The 21,078-nt window shown below is 38.7% G+C and carries 19 protein-coding genes and 1 pseudogene; 12 read left to right on the forward strand and 8 right to left on the reverse strand.

The window, feature by feature from the left end; translation table 11 throughout:
• Positions 1-53: 53 nt before the first annotated feature.
• Positions 54-2,309, reverse strand: a complete 2,256-nt coding sequence (locus FHG08_RS17820) for an ATP-binding protein (protein ID WP_178957393.1) — start codon at positions 2,307-2,309, stop codon at positions 54-56.
• Positions 2,310-2,318: 9 nt separating this feature from the next.
• Positions 2,319-3,587 (reverse strand): PotD/PotF family extracellular solute-binding protein, encoded by a 1,269-nt coding sequence (locus FHG08_RS17825; protein WP_010389226.1) that lies wholly within the window; start codon positions 3,585-3,587, stop codon positions 2,319-2,321.
• Positions 3,588-3,800: 213 nt separating this feature from the next.
• On the opposite strand from FHG08_RS17825, the gene FHG08_RS17830 reads away from it, so the two are divergent.
• The 3 genes from FHG08_RS17830 (at position 3,801) to FHG08_RS17840 (ending at position 5,491) form a co-directional block, all read left to right on the forward strand.
• Positions 3,801-4,220, forward strand: coding sequence for a DUF3429 domain-containing protein (locus tag FHG08_RS17830; RefSeq protein ID WP_178957395.1), 420 nt, complete (start codon positions 3,801-3,803; stop codon positions 4,218-4,220).
• Between the two features lie 67 nt (positions 4,221-4,287).
• Positions 4,288-4,680: a hypothetical protein gene (locus FHG08_RS17835; protein ID WP_010389232.1), complete on the forward strand. Its 393-nt coding sequence runs from the start codon at positions 4,288-4,290 to the stop codon at positions 4,678-4,680.
• A 1-nt stretch (position 4,681) separates the two neighbouring features.
• Positions 4,682-5,491 carry a class I SAM-dependent methyltransferase gene (locus FHG08_RS17840; RefSeq protein WP_138621919.1) on the forward strand — a complete coding sequence of 270 codons (810 nt, stop codon included), beginning with the start codon at positions 4,682-4,684 and terminating at the stop codon, positions 5,489-5,491.
• Here FHG08_RS17840 and FHG08_RS17845 read toward each other — a convergent pair.
• Positions 5,483-7,081 (reverse strand): GMC family oxidoreductase, encoded by a 1,599-nt coding sequence (locus FHG08_RS17845; RefSeq protein ID WP_138621819.1) that lies wholly within the window; start codon positions 7,079-7,081, stop codon positions 5,483-5,485. The two genes, FHG08_RS17840 and FHG08_RS17845, sit on opposite strands and share 9 nt — an antisense overlap.
• Positions 7,082-7,168: 87 nt before the next feature.
• Here FHG08_RS17845 and FHG08_RS17850 point away from each other — a divergent pair, with 87 nt between their 5' ends.
• The 9 genes and pseudogenes from FHG08_RS17850 to FHG08_RS19140 all read left to right on the forward strand — a co-directional run.
• Positions 7,169-8,170: an AraC family transcriptional regulator gene (locus FHG08_RS17850; protein WP_138621817.1), complete on the forward strand. Its 1,002-nt coding sequence runs from the start codon at positions 7,169-7,171 to the stop codon at positions 8,168-8,170.
• Between the two features lie 36 nt (positions 8,171-8,206).
• Positions 8,207-9,205 (forward strand): Gfo/Idh/MocA family protein, encoded by a 999-nt coding sequence (locus FHG08_RS17855; RefSeq protein WP_138621815.1) that lies wholly within the window; start codon positions 8,207-8,209, stop codon positions 9,203-9,205.
• Positions 9,206-9,379: 174 nt separating this feature from the next.
• On the forward strand, positions 9,380-10,246 hold the full coding sequence (locus FHG08_RS17860; protein ID WP_008115672.1) for a DMT family transporter: 867 nt from the start codon (positions 9,380-9,382) through the stop codon (positions 10,244-10,246).
• Between the two features lie 334 nt (positions 10,247-10,580).
• Positions 10,581-12,995 (forward strand): TonB-dependent receptor, encoded by a 2,415-nt coding sequence (locus tag FHG08_RS17865; protein ID WP_178957397.1) that lies wholly within the window; start codon positions 10,581-10,583, stop codon positions 12,993-12,995.
• An 86-nt stretch (positions 12,996-13,081) separates the two neighbouring features.
• A complete protein-coding gene (locus FHG08_RS17870) occupies positions 13,082-14,665 on the forward strand; it encodes a sulfotransferase (RefSeq protein WP_178957399.1) in 1,584 nt (527 codons plus the stop codon).
• Positions 14,666-14,884: 219 nt separating this feature from the next.
• Complete coding sequence (locus FHG08_RS17875; protein WP_178957401.1) at positions 14,885-15,916, forward strand: hypothetical protein; 1,032 nt, start codon at positions 14,885-14,887, stop codon at positions 15,914-15,916.
• Between the two features lie 104 nt (positions 15,917-16,020).
• The gene (locus FHG08_RS17880) at positions 16,021-16,752 is read left to right on the forward strand and encodes a response regulator transcription factor (RefSeq protein ID WP_178957403.1); all 732 of its coding nucleotides are present in this window, start codon (positions 16,021-16,023) and stop codon (positions 16,750-16,752) included.
• Between the two features lie 885 nt (positions 16,753-17,637).
• Entirely contained in the window at positions 17,638-18,108 is a 471-nt protein-coding gene (locus FHG08_RS19135) for a sensor histidine kinase (RefSeq protein ID WP_372239243.1), read from the forward strand.
• Positions 18,105-18,302: pseudogene (locus FHG08_RS19140) on the forward strand (sulfotransferase family protein); the annotation flags it as partial. The gene FHG08_RS19135 and the pseudogene FHG08_RS19140, both read left to right, overlap by 4 nt.
• A gap of 187 nt (positions 18,303-18,489) precedes the next feature.
• Here FHG08_RS19140 and FHG08_RS17890 read toward each other — a convergent pair.
• The 5 genes from FHG08_RS17890 to FHG08_RS17910 all read right to left on the reverse strand — a co-directional run bounded on the left by FHG08_RS17890 (position 18,490) and on the right by FHG08_RS17910 (position 21,076).
• Entirely contained in the window at positions 18,490-18,966 is a 477-nt protein-coding gene (locus FHG08_RS17890) for a hypothetical protein (protein WP_178957407.1), read from the reverse strand.
• 58 nt (positions 18,967-19,024) lie between these two features.
• Positions 19,025-19,426 (reverse strand): hypothetical protein, encoded by a 402-nt coding sequence (locus FHG08_RS17895; protein WP_178957409.1) that lies wholly within the window; start codon positions 19,424-19,426, stop codon positions 19,025-19,027.
• A gap of 48 nt (positions 19,427-19,474) precedes the next feature.
• Complete coding sequence (locus FHG08_RS17900) at positions 19,475-19,819, reverse strand: 5-carboxymethyl-2-hydroxymuconate Delta-isomerase (protein WP_178957411.1); 345 nt, start codon at positions 19,817-19,819, stop codon at positions 19,475-19,477.
• 49 nt (positions 19,820-19,868) lie between these two features.
• The gene (locus tag FHG08_RS17905) at positions 19,869-20,378 is read right to left on the reverse strand and encodes a M23 family metallopeptidase (protein WP_178957412.1); all 510 of its coding nucleotides are present in this window, start codon (positions 20,376-20,378) and stop codon (positions 19,869-19,871) included.
• A 338-nt stretch (positions 20,379-20,716) separates the two neighbouring features.
• A complete protein-coding gene (locus FHG08_RS17910; protein WP_178983216.1) occupies positions 20,717-21,076 on the reverse strand; it encodes an aldehyde-activating protein in 360 nt (119 codons plus the stop codon).
• Positions 21,077-21,078: the final 2 nt, after the last annotated feature.

Below are 21,078 nucleotides of genomic sequence, written 5' to 3' on the forward strand. Positions count from 1 at the left end.
GTATTGCTAACCAATACCACCAAAAAATATAAAAGCACATAGGATATTTATTCTTACTCGCTATACTGGTCAATTATAACTTTTAAACTATTGAATTCTATAGGCTTGTTTATAGTGTTAGTTATACCCGCTGCCACGTACTCAGGCTCGTCTTTTTCAGTGATGTTTGCAGTAACGGCAATAATGGGCACATCGTGGTAATTGGCTAGTTCCCTAATATATTTAGTTGCCAAAAGCCCGCCCATTACCGGCATTTGAATATCTATCATAATTAAATCAAATTGTTGTTTAGTACATAGCTCAAGCGCTATTTCACCATTATCTGCCATGGTTATATGTTTAATACCCATTGCTTTTAAAAAGCTTTCTAGCACGATTTGATTTACCGGATTATCTTCGGCAATTAATACTTGTATATCTTTATTTTTAATATTTACATCGGGTAATTGTGCTTGCTGTTTTTCAGCCACATTTGATGATGGAGTACTAAGCGTTAACTGAAAATAAAATCTCGAACCCTTATCCAATTCACTTTCTACTTGTAAATTACTGCCCATTAAGTTTAATATTTTACTAGAGATAGTTAATCCAAGCCCTGTACCACCAAAACGACGTGTTGTTGAAGTGTCAGCTTGGGTAAAAGCATCAAATAACGTTTTTATACTATGTTGTGAAATACCTATACCACTATCGATAACGCTAAATAGTAACATCACTTCACTGCAATTTTTCTCTTTTAGAGCAACAGATAATGTTACTGTTCCACACTCTGTAAACTTAAATGCATTCCCCAATAAGTTCATTAGCACTTGTTTTAAACGGGTTTCGTCGCCTTGTACCAAATCAACAGAATCTACTTTTTCTTTTACTATTTTAAACTCTATATTTTTATGGTCGGCTTGCGATTTAAAAATTTGTTCCAGCTCATACAATAAAGCACTTAATTTAAACTCTCTATTTTCTAGTAGCATTTTATCGGCATCAAGCTTACTTAAATCAAGAATGTCATTAAGAATAACCAATAAACTGTTACCTGAAGAGCTAATAACCTCAATCATGCGTTTTTGTTTAGCATCAAGCTCTGTATTACTCACTAGCTGTACCATGCCTAAAATACCGTTCATGGGAGTGCGTATTTCATGGCTCATATTAGCTAAAAACTCAGATTTGATTCGGGATGTTTCTTCGGCCGCTTTTTTTGCTTCAACTAGGCGCTCGTTTAGCACTCTAAATTTATTTGCTGCTTGGGCTAAAAACCCTATTTCGTCTTCACGGTTAATATCAGCTATGTTTGCTGAGAAATCACCATTTAGAAATGATCTAAAACTAACTGTGAGCCTGTTAATCGCTTTAATAATATGAAAGTGAAAAAATAAAGCGAAAAGAATAAATAAGGTAACAGACAAAAATAACGACACTTGAATAACAGTTTGCGCAGCATCAATGCTCTCTTGACTGGTTTTCGAAATATCACTAAGCAACAACAATGCATCTTCTTGCAATTTTTTGGCAAGTGCTGAAAACTCAACCGAATCACCGGCAATAACAATATTACTTAAGGTTAAATAGTTTCTATTAGCTAGAATGGCCTCAGCAAATAAAGACTCGAATTTAGTTGTTAAACTATTTAGTTGCTCGACCTTGTTGTGGCCAATCATTTTGTTTGTAGCGCCACTGTTGGTTAATTGTTTAATTAATTGTAGCCGCTGTTTTACTTGACTACGTTTGGCGTAATCGCGTTGAGTTAAAAACAGGACTGAATTGCGATACAGATGATGCCAATGATCCTTTAGCTGAAACAATAATAAGTCCTTGCCCAGCCTGGCCGTTTCTCCATCCCTGCTTGCTAAGGTAGTTAATGCTAATTCGTAGGTATTTGGTAACTGTTGCTCAATAATTTTAGACTTTTCATCATATCGTTTTTTAAGACTATCGATACTTTTGCCATAATTTAAAACCAATGATTGCATGGCGTTTAATGAGTTTTTAATCTTGTGTTGCTGAATTCGCTGTTGTGCTTCAATTAACCGCGCTTGAATACTTTGCTGAGTGCTTTTTATTTTATCAAAAATAACCTCGCTACCCGACACACCATAAACCGAAATATCTCGTTGAATCTGTAAAATATCTTTGTTAATTTCGAATACAACAACTGACAGCCCATTAATATTCAATACATTTTTACTGGCTTGCTCTATTTTGTCGGTTCGCTCATTAATAACAACGTAAACTATTATTTGTATTAAAATAAAAATAGCCAACGAAGATAATACTTTAATAGATAAAGAACCAATTAACTGTTTCAGCATTCAATTCCCTTATGCGTTTAGTAGTTCAAACCATTTATCTAAACTGTAATCGTAGTTATCCATCACTGTATTCCACACCGCAATATTAGAAAAGCGCTTTTCATAGCTGCCGCCATCGCGAATTTGCCCTGGCATAATTATATTTTTGCCATCGGTACCCGCTAGTGGTTGAGTCGCTTCTTTGCCATCGTACCAATAATCCCATTCGGGGGTGGTAATTATTTCTTTACTACGTTCTGGATTAGAAATGTAATAACCTTGCTTGGAAATAAATGCACCAGGCCAGCCCGATAACCACCAGTTCATGTATTCATAAGCGGCGTCTTTTACATGCCCTACCGTATTAGCAGAGAGACACATCACTCCATGCCATGCTCGATACCCTTCTTTAGGAGATGCATTAACAACGGGTAAACCTTGGGCTCTACATGCAGTCACCCCCGGAGAAAATATACTTTGTATGTGCACACGCTTTTTAAGCATAAACTCAACCGATTGTGGCACCGACGTCCAAAACCCAGAAAAATGCCCTGCTTGCTTTTTATTAATTAAAATTGCAAACAGTTTGTCTATTTCTGCAACACTCATATTGGCAATATTATTAAATGTCATCAGCCCTTGAGCCTGGGCTGCCAATGCGGCATCGAAAATACCTATGGTGGGGGCATTCACCAAACCTACATGACCTTTGTTACTCTCTTCAAGCAACCAGCCCCATGACTCAGTCTCGTAAGCCACACCCTTAGGTATAAAATTAGTGTTATAGCCAAATGAATCCACATTGTGAACATAAGGCATAAAACTTATTTTATCAGTTGCTTGGCTTCCAAGTGAGCCATCTTGTTGAACATATAAAATTTTGTTGGGCGCATCACCTGCGCCCAATTTTGCTGTGGGAACTAACTTACCGGTTTTGGTTAGTGGGTTTATTTCCTGCCAATATTTTAGTCTTTCTACTTCAATTGGTTGAATAGCATTGGCTTGCCACAATATATTAATTGAGTCAGACCATTGTTCATATAAATCAAATGAAGAGGGATCAGCTGCTGCTTTTTGTAAAACGGCCGCACTCCCCATAGGGGTAAATTCAATATTAATACCGAGCTCTTGCATGGCGCGGACTCTAAGCTCTTCTTGTAAAGTTACATGCGTTCCCATGACTCTAAGCGTAACCGGTTTTTTTGCAAACACATACGGCGCTTTAAATGCGACAGCAGAGGTCGCAGCACCGACCGCTAGCGTACTTAAAAATTTACGTCGAGTGACATTGTTAGCCATACTAATCATCCATTTAGTGATTCCCACAATCAGTATAGGTAATAATCGAATAATCACTAACTTAGCGCTTCCAAAAACACTATTTTAATTAAAATGAGTGATCGTCATAAATAACATGGTCGTTTAATCATTGTATAAATTTTATAAGATAACTCTATCTATCCTTGTTACACTAGCAGTGTTGAAATACCTACTCGATTAAGGCGCTTACCCATGGAAAAATTTGTTAATCACATTCAACTAGGCTATTTGGGCTTGCTGCCGTTTTTAGGCTGTGTGGGTTGGCCACTTATGTTTGGCAGTAACAGTGTTAATTTAGAGTTTTTTAGTTTTTACAGCATCGCTATTTTAGCGTTTATGGCAGGTAATTTATGGCATGCAGGGCAACAAAGCTTTGCCGATGCCATTAAAGCTGTGCTGCCGGTAATTCCTATACCGTTTTTATCATTTTTGCCGATTGAGTGGATGCTTGCTTGGTTAGGCGCGAGCTTTTGGTTAGTACTGATTTTCGAAAAAGCGTCGATTCATTGGCAGAGTTACCACAAAGATTACCAAAAAATGCGCTTTGTGCTTACATCTGTGGTGTTTGTGTGTCATATCTTAATTATTGGTATGAGTATTTACCCTAAATAACACGCCATTACTTAACCATTGGTCTGTAATAGGGTAACATCCGCGCACTGTATTGAGAGGACACCCCATGATAGACCAATTGCGCCAACAGCTTACTGACCTTGGTGAGAATTTTGTAGAAAAAAACGCCGCTTTTAAAATAAAAGTGATCCCTTTTTTTTGTGCCATTAGCATAAAAAAAGATCATAAAAGCGAAGGTCGTCTTTCTTTTTATTCAAATCAACTCATTGAAATACTAATGGTTGTGTTGTTTGTATTGTTTGGCTTATCTATATTTGATCCTGACGCAGGATTTACCCATGGTCCTATCCACATTGTTTTTGCTATTTTGATTACCTTTAACCTAATTTTAAAACAGGTTGCTATTGAGGGTTTAAAAACACGTTTAGCTATGTACAGGTTGCATCAAGCACCTCAGCAAAATGATGAGCCCGAAAAACCAAACACATCTTCACGCTAATATGTATTTAAATCCAAACTGGAACATACTTACGGTAGGTGATGGCGATTTATCGTTTTCAAATGCGCTTTATCGTCATATTAAGCCAAAAAAGTTAGTGGCATCCACTTACGACGACCAATCAACTATTGAGCAAAAGTACCCAGACAATGCGCTCAATGCTTTAAAGTCGCAAAAGGTAGAAGTACTTAATAGCTTTGATGTAACCAACCCACAATGTTGGCAAACGCTCGGCCAGCATTTACATAGTTTTGATGTGGTTATTTTTCAATTTCCGCTTATTCCTGCGTTTGTTGGTCGCGATGCATTTGAACACAATACACGCCATACCAGCATGAACGTACTTAACCGCGCATTACTGCATCAATTTATAAAATACGCCAATGAGTTTGCTTTAAATACACAAGGTGCAGGGCTATGTTTCATCACTTCAAAAGATGTTAAACCTTATCGAGAATGGAATATTGAAGGCAGTTTAAATACCCATTTAAACGCACAATATCAGGGACAAATGCCATTTGATATTAGTCTCTTTAATGGTTATAAAATTCGCAATGTTGACCGTGATAAACACGTTAAAGACACCAGCGGCATTACCTATGTATTTAGTGAAAAACCCTTACCTGAACTAGCTAGCTTGTTAACTTTGCCTGCTTACTTATCCGATAATTATTGCTCGCTATGTCGTGTAGGGCCGTTTTTAGCTGACGAGGATAAAAGCAAGCATTTTGCTGCTAAAAAACACCTGCAAATGATCAAACTAGAGCAAGACTGGCAGCAATGGTTAACAGCGTTTTATAAGTCAAGCTAGCTTAATTAAGTCAGCTGCTTTTTCGGCAATGGCTATCACACCGGCATTGGTGTTGCCGGTAATTATATGCGGCATAATTGAGGCATCAACCACACGCAAATTTTTCACGCCATGTACTTGTAGTTGGCTATTCACTACCGCCATGGCATCTTGCCCCATTTTACAAGTGCCTACAGGGTGATATTCAGTCTCGGCCGTTTGCCTAATATACTCAATAAGCTGCTCATTATTGTTAATATCTAGCGGGTAAACCATATTACCTCTAATTACATCAAATGCTTCACTTTGCATAATCTGCAGTGTTTTTTTAAGCCCCGCTAACATCACGTTTAAATCATCGGGGTGGCTTAAATAATTAGGATCAATAAGTGGAGCACTCAAGGGGTTAGCATCGGCTAATCGAATCATGCCACGGCTTTTAGGTTGCATAATACTACAGTGAATACTATAACCATGGCCTAGGTGCAGTTTACGGCTATGGTCATCCACCAGCCCAATTACAAATTCAAGCTGTACGTCGGGTACTTTTGAATCGGAAAATAGCTTTATAAAGGCATGTGATTCTGCAAAATTACTAGTAAGCTGCCCTTCACGTTTTACAAACCAATCAACGCATCCTTTTGCAATATTAAACGCCCCACCCGCACTTATACCAAATGTGCCTTTACTGTATTTAGCTTTATACAATGGCACAACGGTTAAGTGGTCATGAAGGTTCTCTCCAACACCAGAAAGCTCGTTTACTATTTCAATATTATGCTGCTTTAGTTGCTCTTTAGGGCCAACTCCCGATAGCATTAAAATTTGCGGTGAGTTAATTGCGCCAGCGCTTAAAACCACCTCTTTTTTTGCATGCAATACAACGGCCTTATTGTTTATAGAAACAGAGACTCCGGTTGCGGTTTTATCGCAAAAAAGTACTTTATTAACGTGTACTTTGCTAAGCACAGTTAGGTTTTTTCGATTTAAATGGGGGGTTATATACGCTTTTGCCGCGCTACAACGCTCCCCTTGATATTGAGTCACTTGCGATAACCTGGCTCCCACTTGCTGCCCTGCGTTTATATCGCCATTGTGCGGTACACCTTGTTGTTCGCAGGCGTTTAAAAACAGCTGATTTACAGGGCTTGGCAGGCTTAAATCCTGCACATGTAAAGGGCCATTAACCCCGTGTACATCACTTTCAGTAAAGGTTTTATTATTTTCAGCCTTAATGAAATAAGGCAATAAACTCTCATAATCCCAGCCCTCATTGCACAGTGCAGCCCAACTATTATAGTCGTGCTTATTACCCCGAATATAAACCATAGCATTAATGGAGCTTGAACCGCCAAGCACTTTGCCACGAGGCATAAATCCGCAGCGGTTATTAAGTTCTTTTTGAGGTACCGTATTGTAATGCCAGCTATTAATGCCATAAGGCACACTAGCAGCAACCCCTGCAGGCATTTGAACCATTGCACCTTTATCACTGCCGCCCGCTTCAATTAAGCACACACTCACATTTTTATTTTCAGATAATCGCGATGCAATAACGCAGCCTGCACTGCCTGCGCCAACAACAATGTAATCAAATGTAGTGGTATGCATAATTATTCTCCAATTAAAAAACCAGTTTGCATGGAACATCGAATAAAAACTTGTTATTTTTAGACACCCTCACCAAAAGTATATTTTATGAGCCGTTTAATTAGAGCCACTTCTTTACAAGGAATAGACCATTTAATTGCAGAACTTGGGGGAGGTTTCGCTGCCATAATGCAGCAGTGCGCCATTAATGTGGACTTTAATAAACTAGAGCAAGAGACCCTTACTTACCGCGCGTATGCACAGCTATTAGAGCATTGCGCCAATACACTGAATTGTCCAAATTTTGGTTTAAAACTAGCAAGCCTGCAAAGCTTTGATATTTTAGGCCATATTGCAATAGCCGCTCAAACAGGCACTAATTTAGCCGAGGCGCTAGATTGGGTGATAAAATATTTGCACTTACATACGCCAGCGCTTAATTTAACCACTCACCCACTTGATGATAATGAGCACGTGTTTTTATCATTCGCTATAAATCTCAGGCCATTACCGGCAATAAACCAAGTAATAGAGCTCACCATTGCATTGGCCATTGCCACTTTAAAAAATATAAGTAATGGCCGTTGTAAGCCACAAAGTGTATTTTTACCTCATACCCTAGGCGCAAATAAGCAGACCTACCACCAGCATTTTGGCTGTAAGGTTATTACTCATAGAAATAGCGCCGGTGTATTAATTGCCAAACAAGACTTAGATTTAACACTTAACGTAACTAAGCAACATAAAACCCAAGCAGCACTTAACTTTTTAGCTGAAAATAATGCTTATAGCCAATCTTTACCCGCTCAGGTAAGCGCGCTTATTCGCATTATGCTGCCGATATTTCAAAGCGCTAATAATACTATTGCCGCTGCGCTTAATATTCACCCTCGCACCTTGCACCGAGAACTTAAAAAGCACGATACCAGTTTTGTAAAGCTCAAAGACGCCACTCGCCGCGCCTTATGTGAGCACTATTTATTACAAAACCAATTGTCGGTGACTCAAATTTCAGAGCTTTTAGGTTATCAGGAGCAAGCCACATTATGTACTAGCATTAAACGTTGGTTTAATTGCTCTGCCCGCGCATTTAGAGCCAAACATTGTTAAACTGCGCCCTTGTTTAAAAACAGCAAAAGGCTAAACATGAATTTTGTAATTGTAGGTACTAATTTTATTAGCGACACCTTATTGGCAGCGGCTAATACACTAAGCAATTTTAATTTATACGGTATTTGCTCTCGCCAAATAAGCAGCGGCGAGCGCTTTTTAGCTAATCATCCAACAAATACCGATGCTAAAATTTTTACCTCTATTGATGCTGTGTGCCAAGATGAACAAGTAGACGTAGTTTATATAGCGGCGCCAAATAGCCTGCACAGTGCATATGCAATACAGTGTTTAAAAGCGGGCAAACACGTATTAGGCGAAAAGCCCTCAGCGGCTAATAGCAAGCAACTTGCGGCTATTTTAACTGCGGCAAAGCAACATCAGCGCCTTTACATGGAAGCGATGATGACAACGCACTTACCTAATTTTGCGCACTTACAAGCTGCCCTAAAAAAAATAGGCACACCACGTAAGTTTATTGGTCAATTTAGTCAGTATTCATCACGTTACGACAAGTATAAAAATGGTGAGCGCCCTAATACTTTTTTACCTGAATTTGCTAATGGTGCCTTACTAGATTTGGGTATTTACCCACTTTATCTCGTTATTGCATTATGGGGAGCACCACGCTCTGTTCACGCCAGCGGCGTATTACTTGAAAGTGGTGTAGATGGTGCAGGCGATGTGCTTTTAAATTATCCCGACAGACAAGCAGTGATCAGCTATTCGAAAATTTCACAAGGCGAAAATATCACTGAAATTCAGGGGGAATTAGGTCGAATTAGAATTGAAGCCGTGTCGCAGCTTAAAAAAATAGAGTTTATTGCTAACAATGGTCATAAAGAGCTTATCAGCACGGAATTTAACGAGCACTTTATGAAGTACGAACTCGAGAACTTTATCAATACCATTGAGCAAAATCAGGGGGAGTCTAGCGTTAATACTCATCAGCTTTCTGTCGATGTAATGCAAGTACTTGACACCGCACGCGCACAACTTGGTGTTGTTTACCCAGCAGATTTATCCTCTGAATAAAACAAAAACTACCGGCTAAGCGATAAGCGTATTTTATCGCTTGGCCTTTGAGCTCACTTTACTAAACACTGCTATTTTGAATTAAGCTTAAAAAGATCACAAAATTTGACTTACCTCTGAGATCAAAAGCAGGTAACATGCCGCCAAAATTCATCGCAATCTTTAAGGAGATCCATGCAAAAATCAACCAAAGATCTATTACTGGCTATTTTATGCATATTGCTAGCAATGATGACGATTCAGTCAGGCGCGTCACTGGCTAAACAGCTTTTTCCTATTGTTGGACCTGAGGGCACAACAGCCTTACGTTTAGGGTTTTCGGCCGCTATTTTGTGTTTGATTTTTAAACCATGGAAACACTTCCCTGTTGCAAGCCAACGCTTACCCATATTAATTTATGGCTTAAGTTTAGGCGGCATGAATATTCTATTTTATTACGCGATAGAACGTATCCCATTAGGTATTGGGGTTGCGCTTGAATTTACAGGCCCATTAGCTGTCGCGTTGTTTTCTTCTCGCAGAAAACGTGACTTATTTTGGGTTGCCTGTGCAGTGGCCGGTATATTATTACTTTTACCTGATATGAAAGGTCAAGACAGCCTTGATCCAGTCGGTGTAGTGCTCGCACTTGCAGCGGGTGCCTGTTGGGCTGGCTATATTTTATTTGGTAAGAAAACAGGCAGCCAAAGCTCTGGTGGCGCAACGGTTGCGATGGGCATGACCATTTCAGCCATCGTGCTGGTGCCTTATGGCGGCATTTCACAAAGTGCTGCATTTACTTGGGATATTATTCCATTAGGTATTGCTATCGCCGTGCTTTCAAGCGCCCTGCCTTATACTCTTGAAATGATTACTTTACGTAATATGTCGCCACAAGGTTTTAGTATTGTAATGAGCCTAGAGCCTGCAATTGCAGCACTCGCTGGCTTAGTTATTTTAGGTGAACTGTTAAGCATTTGGCAGTGGCTGGCTATTTTACTGGTGATTATTGCCTCGGTAGGTAGTTCAATGTCTAATGGTAAAAAGCAGCCTGCTGCTTAGAGTTTAATAATTTAATTGCGTCATGAACTATCATGGCGCAACTTCTCATCTCCTATTTTACAACTCCCTCTTAGTATAACTAAGCCTGCGTTTTATCTCTCCTTTCACACCATTCATTGTTGCACTTAAAACAATATATACCATCTACTGTGTGTGCATTATTTATACAAACACCTTGTTATATTTAAACTTTAAATTTAAGTAAAAACCCACGGTTTAATTTTTATTCTAAAAAAGTGAATTAAAATTCATATTTTTATTTCCATCAACAAAACTCCCTGATACTATTAGTGCTCATTTATTAACGTACTAAATCTAACTGGGATCAATTTTTATGTTTAAACCAAGCCTGTTAACCTTGGCTGTATCAAGCGCACTGAGCGGTGTATTATTTAGCGGTAATGCAACAGCACAAGAGCAAATTATTGAAAAAAATAAATCGCTTGAAGTTATTGAGGTTACAGCAACACGCCGAAGTGGCTCTATTCAGGCTGCGCCTCTTAACATTACTGCGCTTGATGCCGATGTAATGAAAGACCAAAATATCAGCGAATTAGCCGATGTAGCGCGTTGGGTGCCAGGTTTAACAATTACTGATCAAGGTGGTCGCTCTGGCTCACCTATTATAGTTCGCGGTTTAAATACAAATTCATCAGGCCCTTCATCAGATGGCGGCACGGTAGCCACTTACATTAACGAAATTCCAGTATCGGTAGATATGCGCCTTGTTGATGTAGAACGAGTGGAAGTACTTATTGGGCCACAAGGCACACTATACGGGGCTGGTACATTAGGTGGCGCTATTCGCTACATGCTTAAAGAGCCAGAGCTTGATTTTATATCAGGTGAAGTATTTGGTGATGTTTTTCAAACTAAAGAAAGTGATTCAATCGGCGGCGAAGCCGGTTTTATCTTCAACTTACCATTAATTGAAGACAAACTGGCGGTACGTACCAGCTTAAATATTTATGAAGACCCAGGGTTTATTGACTACGCCTACACCGTTCGTGAACCAGGTGTGTCGATCACCGACCCTGATTGGACAAACCTTGATGCAGTAAACAGCAATCTTAAAAATGTAAAAGACGCCAACGGTGAAACCACCACAACTGGGCGTATTTCATTACGTTACAAGGCAAACGAGTCATTCGAAGGCACATTAAACTACTTCTATCAAAAGCAAGACACCGAAGGTCGCTCAATTGTTCATCACAATAGCCTAAACGAAAATAATGGTTTAAATGATCGCATCGGCAAATACGAGTCAGCGTACCGTTTTGAAGAGCCACGGGAAAAAGAAGATCAATTACTCAGCCTTGAACTTAAAGCCGACTTAGGTTTTGCTGAGCTGGTATCAGCTACCGGTATTTCACACTTTGAAGCCGATGGTCAACGCGACCAAACTGACCTTTTAATTCGTTTAGACTATGGCTACGAAGAGTTTCCTTCGTTTTCGGCATTTACCCGTGAATTAGACGAAGTCGATACCTTCACTCAAGAGCTACGTTTGGTCTCACAAAGCGATAGCGACCTAAGCTGGATTGTTGGTGGTTTTTACAATAAAACCGATACCGACGCATCAAGCAGAGAGTTTACGCCAGGCTTTGATCAGTTCGCAGTTGATAATTTTGGTGGCGCACAGCTAAGACCAGACTCTTTAGAGTATTTAGAAATTACTGGCAGCAAAGTCACTGAGTCTGCACTTTTTGGTGAAGTGGGTTACCAGGTAACCGATAAACTCGACATTACCATTGGCGCGCGTTTTTACGAATACGACGTAGAATCAAAAGCGGCTTTTGATTTCCCATTAGCAAATACCTTGTATGAAGGTACTGCACCTGATGCAATTTCAGTTAACTTTGAAGAGAACGAAGCCGGTGACAACGGTAATCTGTTCAAATTTAATGCTAAATACCAATTTACAGATTCAGTGATGGCGTATGCAACTATAAGTGAAGGATTTAGAATTGGTGGCTCAAATGGCTTAGTGCCTTGCCCTACACCTCTACCTGAAGACCAACAAACAGGCTGTGGTAAACCAGATGAAATGCTATACGATGCCGATACAACCACTAACTATGAGCTAGGTTTTAAAAGTACCTGGATGAGAAGCCAATTACACTTTAACGCCGCCCTATTCAATGTAGATTGGGATAACGCACAAATTGCCGGTGCGACAATAGTAGGCCAATTACCTTACTTATCAAATGCTGGTAGCGCAAATGCGAAAGGGATTGAAATTGCCACGCGTGCAATTTTATCAGACTCATTTACAGCCTATGCAACTTATGCCTATACAAAAGCAGAACTAACCTCAGACGCTCCGTATTTATTTAATGCCGATGGCACTGATGGCGCAAAAGATGGCGACCGTTTACCGGGCTCACCTGAGCACCAGTTCTCTATGGGTATTAACTACCAAACAGAAGTGTTTAACGACAAAACCCTTGATATTAACTATGGTTTAACCGCACAAAGTGATGTAATTTCAAAAGTAGGCCTACGTGACAACGGTGAAGCACTCCCGGGTTATAGCTTAAGTAATATTTCAGCTAAATTAACCGCCGATGCGTGGTCGACTACTTTATATGTAGATAACCTATTTAATAAATATGCGGTTACTTCTGTTCGTCGTTCAGATGCGGATATTACAACAGCCAATGGCGCAGACATACAACGTAACTATGGTTACTTTATTAATCGCCCGCTTACTATTGGCATTAAATTTAACTATCAGTTTGAAATATAATTAAACGATAAGTTTAAGTACAATCAAGAGGCTCAAATTAATTTGAGCCTCTTGATTTTGTAAGTATATTATTTATAAGAGTATTCATGCAGCCAAACTTAAAGCAACTACACCAAAGCGCTATCAACAACTTAAACCAAGGCAATATTCAGCAAGCGCATAAAGCACTGGTTGAGCTGGTAACACAAAAACCAGACTTTGCTGATGGCTACTTTTTGCTCGCTATGGTTAATTTACAGGTTGGCCAAATTTACAAAGCGATAAAGCTAATTGAAAAAGCATTAAGCTTTACCCAGTCTATTGAATATACAGCGCAACTTGCCAAGTGTTACGCTCTTACGGGCGACTTACAAAAAGCAAAAAACACCGCCCTCAGCGTTAAGATTGAACATATTAGTAAAGCACTTGATGCCGATACATTAGGCGTCGCGCTCACCCAAGCGGGTTTACATCAGCATGCTGCTGACTACTTTACATGCGCGTTAAATTTAGCTGAGGCGAGTAACAGCAGCCAACCGCAGTTTTATTATAACTATGGAGTATGCGCTAAGTTTTTAGGCCAGTTTGATAAAGCACAGCACGCGTTTGAAAATGCCATTGCACTGAACCCGCTTCATCATCAAAGTCATTTTGCCTTAGCCGATTTAACTAAAGTCACCGAACATAATAACCACATCACGCGATTAAAAAATGTATTTACACAGGTCAATCACCCCGACGCTAAACTACATATAGGTCATGCGCTAGCAAAAGAATATCAAGACTTAGGAGAGTTTTCAGCGGCCTTTAATGCATTACAACAAGGTAAAGCAGCTAAACTCGCTAATAAGGCGTTTGATAATCAAGCGTCTGAGGCTTTATTTGCACATATAAACCAGCTCAGTGATAAATACAAAAACCAACAAACAGCTGGCAACCAAAGCAGTGAGCCAATTTTTGTGTTAGGTATGCCGCGCTCAGGCACCACATTAATTGAGCGCATTTTATCAAGCCACAGCGACGTACAATCGGCGGGCGAGCTGCAAGACTTTGGCCTAAGTGTAAAAAAACTTAGCCAAACGCACACGCCTCAAGTACTCGATAAAGACACCTTAAGCCAAGCTTACCAGCTTGATTTTACAAAACTTGGCAGCACTTACCTTGAAGCAACCCGTGTTGTAACCGGCAGTCATAAACACTTTATTGATAAACTACCGTTTAACTTTTTTTATATTGATTTAATTACCAAAGCACTGCCAAACGCGAAAATAATTTGCCTACTTCGCGACCCCATGGACACCTGTATTGGTAACTATCGCCAGCTATTTACCATTAACAACCCCTACTACGCGTACTCGTTAGACTTACTCGACACCGCTAAATTTTACAGCCGTTTTTATAAACTGATGCAGCACTTTAGCGCCCTGCACAGCAATATTAAACTAGTAAAATACGAAGAACTCATCGCCGCACCAGAGCAAAAAATAAAAGAGTTAGTGAGCTATTGCGATTTAGACTGGCAACCACAGTGCCTTGATTTTCATTTAAACACCGCACCGGTATCAACCGCTAGCAAAATGCAAGTGCGCCAACCGCTTAACAACAAGGCCATAGGCCGCTGGAAGAATTTTAAGCCACATACAGATGAAGCGCAGACTTATCTTTTAAAGCAAAATATCAGTTTTGAGTAAGGGTTTGTGGTTTGAAAGTTAAATGTATGAACTTAGAAATAGCTTGCTTTGTGCCAGAATAGCTCGAATAAGCAATGCGTCGCCCGACAAAGTAAAATACCTTACCAATTATTATCAATTGTAAGTGCTTTGCATACATTAGCGCGACAATTTCATGCTATTGTACTTGATGTCTTATCTTCATAATGGCCTCAATTAACCAAGACGTGGAATCGCATTATGAAAAATTTAGCACTTATAATCTCGATACTTATTACTGCACTTGCATTGCAAGCTTGCGGTAGCAGTTCAAAAAAAAAAACTGAACCGACAACGACAACGGGTCCAACAACACCTGTAACCCCAGAAGCAATACATCATATTCAACCAGAAAATGTTGCTGAATATATTGATACCTTTAAACGTCAATTTGACGCATTAGAACTGCAAATTGACGGTGTAAATTATGACATCTCATTCGTTGATATAGATCAAGATGATAATCTGATTTTTGCTCAATATGATAAAGGCTTTTTGTTTTTTGGCTTTGATTTTGAAGAAAATGATCCTATTGCATTTATCAGGGTAGTAGAGAGTGAACTGGAAGATATTAACGAGGCACTTGCCGATGCTAATAATTATTTCTTTGGCAAGGACATTTCGGTATCACAAGATGATAACGAGAATGCAATATATGAGGGTAGTATTAGCCACCCTGAAAAAGGTGATTTTCCAATAAGAATGACTATTAATGAGTCTTTGATAGAAGGTGGCACTAGTACAGTTGAAGTATCTGGTACTCAAGCTCTGATAAATGGTGACCTTGGCAGTCTAACATATGTACAGATCAGTGATTTAATTAATGACCATCCTGAAGTTGATACCTTGTTGCTTCAGGAAATTAGTGGCTCGGTAAATGATGCTATTAATATGCACACAGGTAGATTGGTACGCAATGCCATGTTAACCACAATGGTTGAAGCAACTTCTGATATTAACTCTGGTGGTGTTGATTTATACGCTGCTGGTTTTAGAAGAGTATATACTGAAGGTGCAAAGCTTGGTGTTCATTCTTGGTGTTGTACAGACGGTAAACCAGCTAATGAACTTGGTAGAGATCATGAAGGTCATGGTGCACAACTTACTTTCTTTCGAGAAATGTTAGGCAATGAGTTGGGTCCAGAGTTTTACTATTTTACCATTGAAGCGGCGCCTCATAATACGGTGCATGTGATGACAAAAGCTGAATTAGATAAATACTTGTTACCATAATTTATGGTATTTGAAGTGACTGAAAAGAGGCATTATTAGTGCCTCTTTTTTATTTTTTTGCTATATTTTTACTAGTAACCTACTAAGTGAGCTATCTATCTTAAATGTCGAATATCCAAACTATTATGCTGGTTGAAGATGATGATAAATTAGCATCTTTACTGCACGACTACCTCTCAAATTTTGGATTCGATGTTGTAGTGGTTCACTCGGGCATTGACGCTGTCGAAAAAATACTTTCTATTCAGCCCTCACTGGTCGTGCTTGATTTAATGCTACCAGGCCTTGATGGTTTATCTGTTTGTCGTAAGGTTAGAAGTCAATTTTCTGGTCGAATATTGATGCTGACTGCTAGTGGTGATGATATGGATCAGGTGGCGGCACTTGAAATCGGAGCCGATGATTTTGTTCAGAAGCCAATTCAGCCACGGGTACTGCTAGCACGAATAAAAAATTTATTACGACGAGATCAAGGCTCTACAGAAGCAACTACATCAGCTGAATTAAATCAAGCAAGTCGTTCAGATAAAGAAAAAGCTTTTGGCTCTTTGTGGTTGAATGAATCATTGCAACGCTGCAAATTAAATGATGAATTAGTACCCCTTACCCCATCTGAATTTTTACTGCTATGGCACTTAGTTAAGCATGCAGAACAAGTGTTAAGTCGTGAGGAACTGTTGCAATCGTTGAGAAATATTGAATATGACGGTTTAGATCGCTCGGTTGATAACAAAATAGCCCAAATAAGAAAAAAGCTTAAAGATGATGCTAATCGCCCACAAGGTGTAATAACGGTTAGGGGTAAAGGTTATATGTTTGTACCTGATTATTGGTAATTGATATTCATACAAACACATACAGAATAAGAGCATATTTCAGGCTAAACTACTTGCATAACATTTAATTGTGCGAACTTTATGACCAGATTATTTATTTCTTTGTATTTAGGGCTATTAGCGACACTCTATATTTTTATGATTGCTGCCCATTTAATTAATACCTATCTCTATGTTGACATAGAAAACATTATAAAAGCTGAAAACTTTGCTGCAGAAATAACATTACTTGAAGAACTTGATAGTCATATAACTTTGCAACACAGACAAGAGCTTATTGATGTTATTGCTGATAAAAACCAAATCATAATCAGCCCGGTTCCATTTGCTAATATTCCCACTCATATTCAAAAGGCATTAGAAAACCAGCCAACATGGTTTGATGACGAAGAGTATGATTACTTCAAAGTCTTTTCACCTGCGCAGTATTACCAAATTGAAGAAGATGAAACACATCATTTGTTAGAAGTTGACGAAGCTGTTGGCGATGCTATTTTCATCGCACTAATTTGTTTTGTTGCTTCGGGGTGTTTTATTTGGTTATTTGGTCTACACCGGAAATTAAAACGTGTTGAGTCTACCCTTGTTGATATTAGCCAAGGTAACTTGACTGCACGCGCGTCGACCAAAAAACGTTTTCAGGTTGGGAGACTTAATACCTGTTTAAATGATATGGCAAAGCAGATGGAAGGCATTTTAGGTAGCCACAAACAGCTTACCCATGTTATTGCTCATGAATTTCGTTCTCCTTTATTTCGTATGCAAATGATCTTGGAAATGCTAGTAACTGCCAAAAACGACAATATGATGGCTCATGTAAAAGGACTGGAGGATGAAATCTTCTGTTTAGAGGATTTAGTGAAGGAACTGTTAAGTTATGCGAAAATGGAACGAGCAGAGCTTAATCTACAACTTGAAGAAGTTAATATTGCTGATCTTTCACAATATTTACAGGAAAAGTTATTGATTGAATGTAAGGCAAGTCTTCAATGGAATAATCATATTTGTAATGAAATTAGCGTTTTACTTGATAAGTCGTTAACCGAACGCGCGATTACTAACCTTGTAAAAAATGCAGACAAATATGGTGAATCTGAAGTTTATGTTTGTATGGTTAAAATTGTTGACTCAATAGTCGTTTCTGTTGAAGATAATGGCAAAGGCATTCCACCTCAGCAGCAAGCCAATATTTTTGAACCTTTTTATCAAATCAATGATGGTAATCAGAAAGCTGGTTTTGGGCTTGGATTAGCTATTGTGAAAGAAATTGCGCAGTTGCATGGGGGAAGTGTTGTTGTCAGCGACAGTAAATATGGTGGCGCCAAGTTTGATCTAACTTTGCCAATTAAACACTAGTGAGCTATTGCGACTTAGATTGGCAACCACAGTGCCTTGATTTTCATTTAAACACTGCACCGGTATTAACCGCCAGCAAAATGCAAGTGCGTCAGCCGCTTAACAACAAGGCCATAGGCCGCTGGAAAAATTTTAAGCCTTATACCAATGAAGCCAAGGAGTACCTTTTAAAGCAAAGTATAACTATTGAGTAAAGAGTTGAGGTGCAGGAAGTAACGATCATTTTCTCAACCACTAAATACGGGGAATTTTAAAGTTTGAGATTAGTGTTTAATTTTCACCTAGGGTGGGCTGAGCGAAGCGAACCAACTAAAATACTCCCAACAAAAAACGCTTTTCTATAAAGCGTATAAGCCTAGACAAAACATTTCAAAATTTATCTTAAACCTCTTTTGTAGCGTCACTTTCATCACGAACTCTGATCAAGCGGGTTGATATAATAATTAACACACCACACACTATCCCCAAACCAATAGACTTACTTAATCCCAGTGTTCCTAAAACAGGTTTTATCATAAAATAATTAAAAATAACCATAGGTAAAAGCGCAATGAAAAACACTTTTATATTAAAGGTTACTGCAAATGGTTTTTTGCATTGCGGGCACTCTCTTATCTTGCTCCAACTTTGTAAGGCTTTAGAAAAAAATCCAATTTTTTCTTCACAATGAGGACATTTATAAAATTGTGCATTCGCCTCAAAACCATCCTCTACTTCATGACTCGTTGTTGGGTTTTCAAGGCGATTATTTAACTCTTTCTTTAGTTCATTTGTTCTTTCAGGATACGCTTCTTGATCGATAGCACGTAATGACTCTTCTAGCTCTGAAATTGAATATTCTGAGTAATCTGGTTCCATACCTTTTTTTTCCTTGTTTAATAAAGCCCACTGAAGAATAGTTTCGTTAAAGTATCGCTCAAGAGGCGCTAGTCGACTGTTTATTATATAAATAAAATAAATGAAAAGTCGCTATAAAGGGTGCAATAATAATATATATAAAAATAAACTCTTGTGGTTTCATCGTACTAAATTCAGCCGTTGTTAAAACAACAGGACAAAAACTACAACCTAATAACAATCCAAGTTTCACAATGATAGGATGCTTTAATACCGTTAAATTTTTCATCGTTTTTATTAATGAATGTAGTGACCATAAACCATATGCACCACCCAGCAAAAAATAGCCCAAAATAGGGTTTAATGTAAGTGAAAATACAACCCAACCAAATATACTATAAATCAAATAAAGCAATAACGTAGGTATAAAAACAAAAGCAGTATAAAGAGATATTATTTTTTGTAATTGAGAATTACTCATACGTCTTATAAACATCCAAAACTGTATTAAATAACAGATAATAGCTGGCTAAAGCATCGTGCGATTGCAATATGTCGCTTTTTCAAAATCACTAATATTCATTGCAATGTTAGAAATTTCAGGAAATAAAGCAACAAGCTTACTAACAATTGCTCGTGAGAGGTTCGCTTTTTGCTCTGTTGTTCTTCCTTGCATTATATGGGCAAACACATGAATAAAGTCTTCACGCTTATTCCCCACAGAGAAAGTATTAAATGGATTTATTCTGACTTTTATATCACCTTCGTCGAATAAACCTGTAGCGTGAGCTACAAAATGAATTTGTTCAATAATGTATTCCTCATCATGTTCCCCAAAAACACTTTCAGAACAGTCCATTATAAAATGAGGCATATACTCTCCTTGATATTAATCGCTAATGTAAATATTTATTTAATACAACTTATATAAACATTTCGTGAGGGTTTAAAAAAAACATTCTTTTCCAACCCTGAGTCTGTGTTGTAGCTAACCAAGGAATTGGAATTATTGATAAGATTGAATAATGAATATGCGGTTGTTTTCCCTGGGCATTACCTGAATCTCCCAAAACACCAATAACTGAGCCAGTCTTAACAACAGTACCCGTTGTAACAGAGTAACTGTCCATATGCGCGTAATAGTGAATACGCCATTTAGGCCCTAATACTGCCACTACATTCCCGCCTTTTCGTGTTGTGCCCGTATAAATGACTAAGCCTTTGCTAGAAGAAAGTGTGGCAGTCCCTTTTTTACCAAATATATCAATCCCTTTATGGACCACAGAGCTTCCCCATGGCTCATACCAAAAAGTATTATGGTTCCAATCATTGGGTGTTGCACCCTCAACAGGAATAACAATGTCATCTGGTATGATCATACCTATAAAGAACACTGCGGTAAGTAGAACGAGTATAAATCTTAATTTTTTCAATGAGCTATCCTTGGCACATATTAACTGAAACACTCCCTGTTAGTGTGTCTGCGTGGGAACTATTCATACAATGGGCTTTAGTTTATAAAGGGAAGGTTTTAATGCCCTAATTAGGCCACGTTAATAAAATGCGCTGCCCTAAGTCGTCCCTGCATTACTCAGCATATTTATTGCCTGATATTAAACCGAATTAAGCGCGTTAAATCAACACTCTAATTTCGACTATAAGTTAAGTTGAAGATGAGCGCCTCAATTAATACAAGGATAGCGTTGCATTCACCAGTTGAACTCACAGCCATGAGCGGACTGTCGTAACCTTACGACTCTTGTTAAGTGCCCTATTGCTCAACATATTTAAAGGTATCAGCACCATCGAAAAACCTAACATTAACAGACTTAAATAGCTCAGGAGTAGCCATTCTGGTGTTGATTGCGACCCTATTTGTACCGTCATCTCTTTTTTGTGTGTAGTGAGTCGTGCAACCACAAAAAGTGCAAGAATGATATGAGCGAACTTTGCTACCCCACAAATGAACAGTAGCCTCTGATTTTACTTTAATATCAACTTGATCGACTGTGTAATAAGCCCAAAGAGCACCCAGCCGGTAACACATTGAACAATTACAACTGGTAATGGATTCTAGTAGCATGTCTGCTGTTATAACGATATTACCGCAATGACAAGTAGCTTTGACCATGT

This window comes from Pseudoalteromonas sp. Scap03 (genome assembly GCF_013393115.1).
Taxonomy (GTDB): domain Bacteria; phylum Pseudomonadota; class Gammaproteobacteria; order Enterobacterales; family Alteromonadaceae; genus Pseudoalteromonas.